Source organism: Anaerolinea thermolimosa (assembly GCF_001050195.2).
Taxonomy (GTDB): domain Bacteria; phylum Chloroflexota; class Anaerolineae; order Anaerolineales; family Anaerolineaceae; genus Anaerolinea; species Anaerolinea thermolimosa.
This window is the reverse complement of the sequence record NZ_DF967965.1, coordinates 2,782,160-2,792,602: the sequence shown is the minus strand read 5'-3', so window position 1 is coordinate 2,792,602 and position 10,443 is coordinate 2,782,160. Positions and strand designations below refer to the sequence as shown.

At 56.2% G+C, this 10,443-nt stretch carries 8 protein-coding genes; 5 read left to right on the top strand and 3 right to left on the bottom strand.

Going from position 1 to position 10,443, the window contains the following annotated elements:
- From ATHL_RS12615 to ATHL_RS12605, 3 genes are all read right to left on the bottom strand, one after another.
- A partial coding sequence (locus ATHL_RS12615) for a hypothetical protein (protein ID WP_162787702.1) occupies window positions 1-804 on the bottom strand: 804 nt, incomplete at its 3' end.
- Window positions 801-1,409 carry a hypothetical protein gene (locus tag ATHL_RS12610; RefSeq protein ID WP_062194341.1) on the bottom strand — a complete coding sequence of 203 codons (609 nt, stop codon included), beginning with the start codon at window positions 1,407-1,409 and terminating at the stop codon, window positions 801-803. The genes ATHL_RS12610 and ATHL_RS12615, both read right to left, overlap by 4 nt.
- A gap of 55 nt (window positions 1,410-1,464) precedes the next feature.
- Window positions 1,465-1,983, bottom strand: coding sequence for a hypothetical protein (locus tag ATHL_RS12605; protein WP_062194337.1), 519 nt, complete (start codon window positions 1,981-1,983; stop codon window positions 1,465-1,467).
- A gap of 53 nt (window positions 1,984-2,036) precedes the next feature.
- Here ATHL_RS12605 and ATHL_RS12600 point away from each other — a divergent pair, with 53 nt between their 5' ends.
- The 5 genes from ATHL_RS12600 to ATHL_RS12580 all read left to right on the top strand — a co-directional run bounded on the left by ATHL_RS12600 (window position 2,037) and on the right by ATHL_RS12580 (window position 10,275).
- Window positions 2,037-2,933, top strand: a complete 897-nt coding sequence (locus ATHL_RS12600) for a ComEC/Rec2 family competence protein (protein WP_062194334.1) — start codon at window positions 2,037-2,039, stop codon at window positions 2,931-2,933.
- 111 nt (window positions 2,934-3,044) lie between these two features.
- Entirely contained in the window at window positions 3,045-6,668 is a 3,624-nt protein-coding gene (locus tag ATHL_RS12595) for a substrate-binding domain-containing protein (protein WP_062194332.1), read from the top strand.
- A 131-nt stretch (window positions 6,669-6,799) separates the two neighbouring features.
- Complete coding sequence (locus tag ATHL_RS12590; RefSeq protein ID WP_062194325.1) at window positions 6,800-7,171, top strand: hypothetical protein; 372 nt, start codon at window positions 6,800-6,802, stop codon at window positions 7,169-7,171.
- 32 nt (window positions 7,172-7,203) lie between these two features.
- Window positions 7,204-7,653 carry a hypothetical protein gene (locus ATHL_RS12585; protein ID WP_062194321.1) on the top strand — a complete coding sequence of 150 codons (450 nt, stop codon included), beginning with the start codon at window positions 7,204-7,206 and terminating at the stop codon, window positions 7,651-7,653.
- A gap of 75 nt (window positions 7,654-7,728) precedes the next feature.
- On the top strand, window positions 7,729-10,275 hold the full coding sequence (locus ATHL_RS12580; RefSeq protein ID WP_062194318.1) for a hypothetical protein: 2,547 nt from the start codon (window positions 7,729-7,731) through the stop codon (window positions 10,273-10,275).
- Window positions 10,276-10,443: the final 168 nt, after the last annotated feature.

The following is a 10,443-nucleotide window of genomic DNA, read 5'->3' as shown; positions in this document are numbered from 1 at the left end:
CGTGAGTGGTGTGGGGGTGGGCTCGAAACCCAGGTTGAGGGCGCTCAAGGCGGCATCGAGCTGGTCGGCGGCTACAACCGGGCGGGAGGGAATGGCCTGTCGGGTCAGATCAAGCTGTGCCAGGAGCACATCGATCAGGGAAGCTTTTTCAGCAGGGGCGGTGTTTTTCAGGGCGAGGAGGAGCTGGTAAGCCTGATCGAGCTCCAGAGCAGCCCGTCCGAAATTGTTTTCAGACAGAGCAAGACGGCTGCGCGCGAGCGCGGTTGCGGCGCGGGTGAGTTGCATCTGGGTTTGGAGGGTCGTCAGGGTGGCTTCCAGTTGAGCCTGAGTGGTGGCCACCTGCCCCAGAGCGGTCAACTTTGCCTCCAGCTGGCTGAGAGTCTGCTCCTGCGATTTGACGCCGGTTTGCAGGTCAGTAATCTGGCGCTGGAGGGTGGGGAGGGCCTCGCGGTTGGATGCAAGATAGCCTTCGAGGGTTGGGAGAAGGTCCAGCCGGGCCGATTCTTCATCCAGTTGCAGTTTGAAATTGTCGCTCTGCACCTCGAGATCTCCCACACGCGCCTGAAGATCGTTCAGGCGCTCATAAGTCTGGGTCTCGAGCTGGTTTTGCCGGGCCTCCAGATGGGTCAGGCGGGTTTCATTTTCGGAAACAGTGCGGGTAAACCAGTCTCTGGTTGTAAAGAGAAAGGTGTACCCTGCCACGCCGAGGATCACCCCTCCCACGAAAACCGACAACAGGAGCAAAAAACGGAGGATACGACTCAAAAGAGAAGGACGGCTGGAAGGAGAAATGGAAGCAGTCATGGCGTGTTTACCTCCGGGGGAAAGATGCCGGTCAGCAAGTCTCGCAAACCTTCCAGGAAGGCCTGGATGCGGCCATTTTGCTCCTGCAGGGCTTTGAATTCTTTCTGCAACGCGTTCAACTGGGCCGCGTTTTCATCGGCCTGTTGGGAAAGGCTCTCTACAGAGTCATTCAGTGAGCGGGTTGCCTGTTCCACTGTGGTGACTCGTTTTCCGAGGGCTTCCAGGCTGGAGACCCGCTCACGCAGGGTATTGATATCGGTAGAGAGCTGGCCAAGACGGGTTTCCATGGCCTCCATCCTGGCACTGAGGGAGGCCACCTGAGCCTGGGAGGCAAAGCGCAACCCTCCATTGAGGCTGGCGAGGATACCCAGCGTAAGGAAGAGCGACAGGCCCAGGGTGAGAAAGAAGCTTAATGCGAAAGCACAACCCATCTGAGTGCGGGTAAAGGTGGCTGGAGGGGGCGGGACTGAAGGGTTTTCGGCTGTGGAAGGCAGTGGTGAGGGTTTAACTGCTTCGGGTTCCGAGGCAGGCGGAAGTGTTTCTCCTGATGGGAGTCCTTCGGCTCCCACAGGATTGGGTTCGGGCAGAGGCGGAGATGTGGCCATCTTTTTCAATCCTTTTTACATTCAAAGAGACCTCCCCTCTATCCCTGGAGCGCGTTTATCGATGGCGGGGAGGGCGGGTCAGGATCACCAGAGCCAGGAGAAAAGTTACCAGGCCGGCTTCTACCAGAGCGCCACGGCGGTCGTAGCGCAGGTCGGGCAGGCGATTAAGCCTGTTGACCACCGGGACATGATTGAGGGCGGTGTGCAGGCTTTCATTAAGAACAGGGCGGTTCCAGCCCGGGATGCTCCAACCGAAACGTGCTGAAAGGCCGCGCACCACCCAATCCAGGTCGGGAAGGGCCGCCCAGAGCATGGCAAACCAGTGTCTGGGGCCAAACCATAAAGCCGTGAACCAGGTGAAGAGCGGGAGAATCCGTTTGTGATAGGTGATCCAGAATGGGTCATGCAGAGGATCAGGGGGATGATAGGTAGCGCGCGCGAGTTTATCCAGCAGGCCATGAGAAAGGTAGCACCCTGCAGCGATCAGAGCGGGCCTGGCTCTGGATGGTACGGTGGATCGTTGGATCAGCTGATCGATCAGCACACCGGTGATGAAGTGGGTTGGTAGTTGCATAGCTTCATTGTATCGCATTTGGTGTGGATGGTTTTCACACTACAATTATAAGGATGGATAAACGAAGAATCTTCATTCTGGGTGTGGTATTGTGCCTGTTTCTGTCTGCCTTTGGATTGATCGGCGGCGGTGTTCATTCCGATGCGCCTCAATCCGTGTTGTTTCTCGATGTGGGGCAGGGCGATGCCGCACTCCTGAGCGACGGGAACGGTTTCGATGTGCTCATTGATGGAGGGAAGAAAAGCGCTACCGGGGCGATTTTAGAGGTTCTGCGACAGCAGGGTATTAGCGAGCTGGATGTTGTGGTAGCCACCTATCCCGACGCCGATCATGTGGGTGGTTTGATCGGTGTTTTCCAGGCGAGGGATCTCTCTATCCTGCGGGCGATTTCCAACGGCTGTGAGAATGATACGCAAACCTGGAGCGAGCTTAAAGCTGCTGCAGCTGAGCGGGGGCTTACGTTCGAAGAGATACGCTTTCCGGCAGTGTTGCAATGGGGATTGATGACGGTTTATGTGCTTCATCCAGCGGCGGGGAGCGCCTGCAGTCAGACTGATACCAACCGGGATAGCCTGTTCCTTCGGGTTGATTTTGGAAGGATGCGTTATTTGTTCACCGGTGATGTCAATGCCACGGTAGAGGCGACCATCGTTGCCCGGCAGACGCCCCTGGCAGCACAGGTGCTCAAGGTTTCACACCATGGCAGTGCCGGAGCTACCAGCGATGGCTTTCTGGCGGCGGCGAGCCCGATGGAAGGGGTGATCTCAGTGGGGCCAAATTCTTACGGCCACCCTGCCCCGGCAGTGCTCGACCGTCTTCGCCAGGCCGGGGTGACCATCTGGCGTACTGATTGCCACGGCACGGTTCGGGTGGAGAGCGATGGGGTGGGGTATCAGGTTCTTCCTCAAACCTTCTGCCAGACGGTTTTTCTACCACTGGTCATGCGGTAGGAGCAGGTGGATAAACGTGGTCTTTACCTGACTTAATGTGCCGGGGCGTGTTTCATGTTAAAATCTCAGGAGAGAGTCGCCTTTGACCTTTTTTGCTGACTTTTCGTTCGCATGAACATGTATCCCATAGCGCGGCGGCGCCGGTTTACCATCGGTGTTCTTGCCGGGTGGCAGGCTTATACTGGTGTTCTGGATAGTTTTCTCTCCAACGTCATCCGGGGGATCCAGGCAGCTGCCCGGCAATTAGACTGGAATCTGCTGATCGGTTGTGGTGTGTTGCAATCAGGGGTACACACCAGCGTCAATCGGCCGGCCTGGCCATTAAACCTCCCCGATGTCGATTTCGTCCCCGTAGGTCACTGGAACTGCGATGGCATTCTGGCTATTCCCCCTTTTCATAACCTGGCCGGGTTAGACTATATCCGGGATCTGCAGGCGCGGGGGTTCCCGGTAGCCTATACCGGTGACTGGCAGGCCGGGCCAGGAGCCATGGTGGATAACTACAATGGCGTCAGGCAGGCTCTCTTTCACCTGATTGAACACGGCCACCGGCAGATTGCCTTTATTGCAGGGAGGCGTTCTAACCTGGAGGGAGATAGCCTTGCCCGGCTGCGAGGATACATGCAGGGACTGGTTGATGCCGGCCTGCCTTACGATCCTGAGCTGGTGGAGTATGGGTATCACAACGAGGCGGGCGGCCGCGAGGCCATGCAACGGTTGCTGGCCAAAAAACGTCCCTTCAGCGCCCTGATTGCCAGTAATGATCAATCGGCTATCGGGGCGATTGATGTGTTGCGCGAAGCCGGTCTGCATGTCCCTCATGACGTGGCGGTCGTCGGTTTTGACGATCGCCTGGAGGCACGAGCCAATGTGCCTTCCTTAACCACGGTGCATTATCCCATGTTTGAGATGGGATATCGCACGGCAGAAGTGTTGCATGAAATTCTCACCGGTGAAGACAGGAATCCCCCGGTGGTGCATGTGTCGACGCGACTGGTGATTCGCGAGTCGTGTGGTTGTCTGCCGGGAGATGTGGAAGGCTCTGCGGCAGGAAGCCTGGGGAAAGGCACCGGGCACGCCTCCGGTGTGACTCTGAAGGATGAATTGAGCGAACTGATAGCCAACGCGCTGTTCAATGATGTGGGATTGATGGCGTTGCATGAAGTCGAGCGGTTAAGCCGGCGCCTGACCGAAAACTTTTTTGCCAGCATTGAAACCCAGGAGCCGGTGCGGTTTCGAGAGTCGCTCCAGCAGGTTTTAGATTTCTTATCAATGCGGGGAGAAGATTTACACGTCTGCCAGAAGGCAATTACCGTTCTCCGTGAGGGACTTGGAGAGATCCTTGGCAGTAAGGGGTCGGGGCGTCATCGGCTGGCTGAAGAGATGCTTGACCAGGCGCGGGTGGCGATCAGCGACCTGGCCCGGCGCGAGTCCTATCGCAACCTGGTACACAGCTCATCTCTGGCTCAGGTGAACAGCCTGATGATGGCTCAGTTCTTTGCGGCGGGCAGCGAGGCAGGTCTCATTGATGTTTTTCATCGGTTCATGCCGCTTCTGGGAATCCGTCATGCCGAGGTTTTCTTTTATGAGGAAGAAAACAACGATCCATTTGCCTGGAGCCGTCAGGCGGTTGGGACGGAGGCAAACAGTGGTCAACGCCGGTTTGTGACTCGCCAGTTCCCTCCGGCGGGGCTGTACTCGACCTTTGAACCGTTTAACCTGGTCTTGCTGCCGCTACAATCGGGGGAAAAGACGGAAGGTTTTGTGGCCTATGAAGGGAGTAACCTGGAGCAATTTGGGCTGGTCAACGGACAGCTTATGGCGGCGATCAAGAGTATCCGCCTGTACCAGGAGGCGCTGGCTTCGCGGCGAGAAGCCGAAGAAGCCAACCGCTTAAAGAGCCGTTTTCTTTCCATGGTCAGCCATGAATTGCGCACTCCCCTCAACCTGATCTCCGGGCTGAGTAATATGCTCTTGCGAGAACGGGAGACCCATCAGAACGGTACAGCGCGTGTGAACTGGGAAGACCTCGAGCGTATTTATATCAGCGCCCAGCATTTGGATGGGTTAATTCGCGATGTGATCGAATTAAGCAGCCTGGATGTGGGTACAATTCGCCTTTCCTGCGAGCCGCTGGATCTGCGCGAGGTGCTGGATTCGGTTGCGGTGATTGGAAAGCAACTTGCGCGAGATAAGGGGTTGGCCTGGTCTGCTGAATACCCACGTCATCTTCCCTGGGTGCTTGGTGACCGTACCCGCCTGCGCCAGATCATTTTGAATCTGATCACCAATGCGGTCAAGTTCACCCAGCAGGGATACGTTTTGCTGACAGCCTTTGTCGAAGACCATCAGGTGACGGTGGCTATCAGCGACACGGGATTGGGGATTCCCCCGGAGGAACAGGAGGTTATTTTTGACGAATTCCGACAATCTTCCCGCACCACAGCGCGAGGTTTTGGGGGATTTGGCCTGGGGCTTTCGATTTGTCGGCGGCTGGTAGAAATGCACGGTGGAAAACTGGCCGTGTGTTCCTCGGGGAAAGAAGGGGAAGGTTCCATGTTTTATTTTACCCTCCCGGTCATTGATCGTCCCGTCCCGGTAGAAGAACCCGGAAATGTTCTGGAAGACCGCCAGCGGGTGTTGATTCTGGTTGAAGAATGGGAGGCCGGTGAGGTTCTTCGGGGGCACCTTTCCAATGCAGGGTTCGAAGTGAACCTGCAAATGGCAGAGGACGAGAAGAGCTGGCGAGACTGGATATACCAGGCCCCCCCAGAAGCGGTCATTCTGGATCGAGGCCTTGCAAGTAAATGGGGCTGGGATATTCTGAAACATTTGAAAGAAAAACCAGCCACTGCGGATGTGCCGGTTTTCTTCTATGCGCTGGAGGATGGAGGAGAGGGAGCAGGGGCCCTGCTGGAGTTGAATTACATGACCAAGCCGGTGGATGCAGCCTTACTTACCGAGGCGCTGATGTCACTCGATATTCAGAGTGGTCTCACCGGGCAAGAGCAACCTCAAGGAAAAACCGTGTTGATCGTGGACGATGACCCGGGGATTTTGGATTTACATCGGCGGATTGTCGAAGCCCAATCGTCTGATAACCGGGTATTGCTGGCCAGCAGTGGGCGCGAAGCGCTTGAAAGGGTGAAGCAAGAGCGCCCTGACCTGATCCTTCTGGATTTAATGATGCCGGAGATGGACGGGTTTGCGGTTCTGGATGCCCTGCGTGCCAGTGAGGCCAGCCGCAACATTCCGGTAGTGGTGGTTACCGGTCAGGCGCTTACCGAGGAAGATATTCAACGCCTCAACCAGGGGGCCACAGCGGTTCTCAGCAAGGGAATTTTTACCCGAGAAGAAATGCTCGAAACGTTAACCACCGCTCTGCTGCGCTCGCGGAAACCGGGGACGGAATCTCAGCGGCTGGTTTTGAAGGCAATGGCGTACATTCACTCTCATTATAAGGAAGACATTTCGCGCAGTGATATTGCCGCCCATGTGGGGGTGAGCGAGCGGCACCTGGCGCGGTGCTTCCAGAATGAAATTGGGCTTTCTCCGATCACGTATCTCAACCGGTTTCGGGTCAAAGTGGCCAAAGGCCTGCTGGATCAGGGAAAACTGAGCATTACTGAAGTGGCGATGGAAGCGGGCTTTTCTTCTGGAGGGTACTTCACGCGTGTCTTCCGTGAGGAGGTGGGTATTTCACCGCGGGCTTATGTGCAAAGCCAGCGGGGTTGAATTGTCCGAGAAATACAAGTGTTCGTCCGAATAGTGGAAGAAATTAACGGATGAGATTATTACCATTTAGAGAAAGGAGAATGTCCTGCTTTTCTTTTCTACTGGCAGGCGGATGAACCTACGGGGAGGCCATGAGTCATTCAAGCAACAACAGCATCCTGGTCATTGGCGTCGATTCCCATTTCTGTTATCTGATGCGCAGGTATGTGGTTGAATCGGCGCACCCCTTGCTGTTCTCCGCTCCTGATGAACAGGCCGTGATTGCGGTAGCCATGAGTGAAAAGCCAGCGCTGATCGTCATGGAAGCCGGCCCGTTTTCGATTTATAGCCGCACTATTCTACCGGGGCTTAGATCGAACAAGTTTACTGCGTGCATTCCGGTGGTGGTGTGTTCCTGGCAGGGAGAAACCGATGGGCAATCCAGTGCCCGGGCGGACATCCATCTGCAAATGCCCGTTCTGTATGGTGATTTCCTGCAGGTGCTTTCCAGGTTAGGCATTTAAACTTCTAAAAGAGTAGAATCGAGAAGGATGCCATGAAGAAGCTTCAACAATGGTCAGGGTATCTCCTGGCTTATACCATGTGGATTGTTTCGTTCCTGCTCTGGCTCGGGTTCATGTTGCTGGGCCGCGATGCCCTGCTGGGCGTGCTGGGCCTTTATTATATTGGCGAAAGTTTCCAGCGCCGCTTTCAGGCTCAGCTGGTCGACCGGGTTTTTGTCTTTGGCACCGGACTGATCTGGGTGATCTTGATGATTTTGGTGGAAAATTATTTCCGAACAGGAGTAAAAAAGGGTGACCTGGGGCGGCGTGTGGGGCGGGTGCTGGGCCCACAGGTGTTATTGATCTTCCTGGCCGATGCCGTTAAAGCGATCTGGGTTGATCCCATCCCCTTACCCTGGATGCGCTGGGTACTTCTGGCGGTTGAATTGACGGTTGGGGTGGGAACCATTTATCTTTCGAGCCGTAAACCTCATCTTTCCTGAAAAGAGCCCCCGGGCGGGGGCTGCCTGGCAAACTGTTCGATCTGACCTTACCCTTTGTTTTGTGTGGAGAAGAAAATGACATTATCGTATGTGGTTTATCCGTTGGAGAAGGGGTTCATTCATAACTGGCTTGTGGCAGGGCCGCAAAGCCTTTCGCCGGGCAGGCCGCTGGTGGCTCTGAGCGAGGAAGAGAAACGCCAGATCGTGGCCTCCTTTGCCGATGAACGCTCGGGTATTACCCGTCAGCCGGTGGAGTGTGGCCCACTGCAGGAAGGGAAGTTCAAAATTGGCGCGTATGAAGGCGAATGGTCTTATTATCGTTGCCTGGAAGACCACTGGGTTGATCATTCCCAGGCGGTGGCCGGTGGGGCTTACCTTCGTTCCTGGGCGTACACTCAGCTGGTCAGCTCTGAGGCCCGCCTGGTGACGTTCACGCTGATCACGGCGGGTGTGGCCGATGTCTGGGTCAATGAGGAGCGGGTTTTCCAGTGGGCGCCGCTGTCTGATGTGCCTGTGGAGACCAGCTTCACAGTGGATCTCAGGGACGGGGCCAATGATGTTCTGGTGCGGTTCGGTGGAATTGCTGCTCCTGATGCATTGCTGGTGATGGCGCTCCGTGTAGATGGTGACGGGATTCAGGTGCACATTCCCACCCTGATTCCTGCACTGGAACGGCGCAATGATCTGGAGCGGGTGTTCAACCAGGTGTACCTTGACCGTGATGTTTACGCGGCCGGGCAGGAGGTTTACTTGCACTGGCCGGATTGGATCGAAAAAGAGGTCTACCAGGACGTGCGTTTTCAAACCACCACGGGGCGTATCTATGGACAGGCCGAAGCTGTGGGTGAACCGGGGCAGGCGCTGTTCCTGGGTGATTCGGTTTCGCTCCTGGAAGGCCCCTACCATGCCTTTCTTATGCCGCGGGCCTGGGAGATGTACGACACGCATATCCGCGTGACCAAAAAATTGCCTGCCTGGGTGATGGGGCGCAACCGGTTTTCAGATGGGCCTTATGGCAGTATCGAAGAACGGCGTCAGGAAGCGTTGATCGATGCCGCCCGGCGTGAAGAAGATTTGTTTGCAGAAATTGCGAAAATGGCCCTGGGCCGCTGGAAACAGGTTGACCGTCAGGTGATCTTTGGCGCTCTGGAAAGTATCCAGAGGCAGGAAATTGCCAGCGAACGCCAGCTTTTAGGGCTACTGGGGGCTGTGGGCAGGTTTGGAAGCAAGCCCGACTTTCCACGGTGGATTAAAAAGGAGATCAAGGCGGGGGTGATTGAATATGCCTTCCCGGTTGAGGTACCTCCGGTTGATTCTTCGCTGATGCCCGCCGAAAGTGCCAGCTTCCTGCGCGCGGTGTGCCAGATTCTGGCCGGTCAACTCTACCCCGAGGCGACATTTCAGCCGCTGGGGATCACCGGTACCATGTTGCGAAAGCGGGGCGAGACCAGTGCCCTGGCGTGGATGAAAGAGCACGGCCGGTGGGGATTCACTGGCTGGGATGCGCCGGAAATCTACGCAGATACGCTGACGGCTCTGGCTTTCCTGGTTGATCTGGCGCGCACGGAGGCCGTCTGGGAACTTGGATCGGTGCTGATGGATAAAATCTTTTTCTCGCTGGCGCTCAATTCTTTCCGGGGAGTGTTCGGATCGACTCGCGGCTGGGCCACGACCTGGAGCCTGAAGAGCGGGTACCTGGAAGCCACCAGCGGGATTACCCGGTTAATGTGGGGAATGGGGGTATTCAACCGGCACATCGCCGGTACAGTAAGCCTGGCGTGTATGCGGAAGTATGAACTTCCGCCCATTATCGCCGATATTGCCGCCGGGTTGCCCGGCGAGATGTGGAGCCGGGAACAGCAGGGTTGCGCTGACAGGGCAGTGAACAAGGTCACCTACCGAACGCCCGATGCCATGCTCTGCTCAGCGCAGGACTATCGCCCCGGTGAACGGGGGGCGCGTGAACATATCTGGCAGGCCACCCTGGGGCCGCAGGCACCGGTGTTCGTCAATCATCCGGGGTGCGCACAGGAGAACGATATCCACACGCCCAATTTTTGGCTTGGTAATGGCGTGCTGCCGCGAGTGGCTCAGTGGAAAGATGCTCTGATTGCCCTTTATAGGCTCCCTACGGATGTTCGGATGCCGTTTACCCACGCTTATTTCCCGACCCGCTCGTTTGACGAGTATGCCCTGCAGGGGAACGCGGCTTTTGCCCGGCAGGGAGAGGGTTATCTGGCGCTCATAGCCGTGAACGGTATGCAAATTGCCGACAGTGGCCGAACAGCATACCGCGAATTACGCTCTGAAGGTTTGGAGAACATCTGGCTCTGTCAGCTTGGGAGGGCAGCGCTGGATGGAGATTTTGCCTCCTTCCAGCAGAAAGTGCTGGCGGCTCCTCTGCATGTGGATGGACAGCAGGTGAGATGGGAGACGATCAGGGGTGATGTGTTGACCTTTGGCTGGGAGGACCCCTTCGTCGTCAATGGCGAGGAACAACCCCTGCATGGCTTCCTGCACTTCGATAATCCTTTCACGCAGACTCCTTTGCCCTGCGAGAAGATGGAGGTGCGTACGGAGGATTATCTCCTGCGTTTGGACTTTGGAGACGAGGTGGAGTAGCCGGGTGATATGTCCTAATAATCCAAAACCATGTCCGTTAAGTGCAAGAATTTCGTGATTCAGGATGCTATGCTAAAGTGAAGCCATATTTTGTAAAATAATGGAGGGTAGAGGATAAGGAAGAACAGACGCGATGACCCAATTTGGTGCCGGTGGCGTTCACCGGAT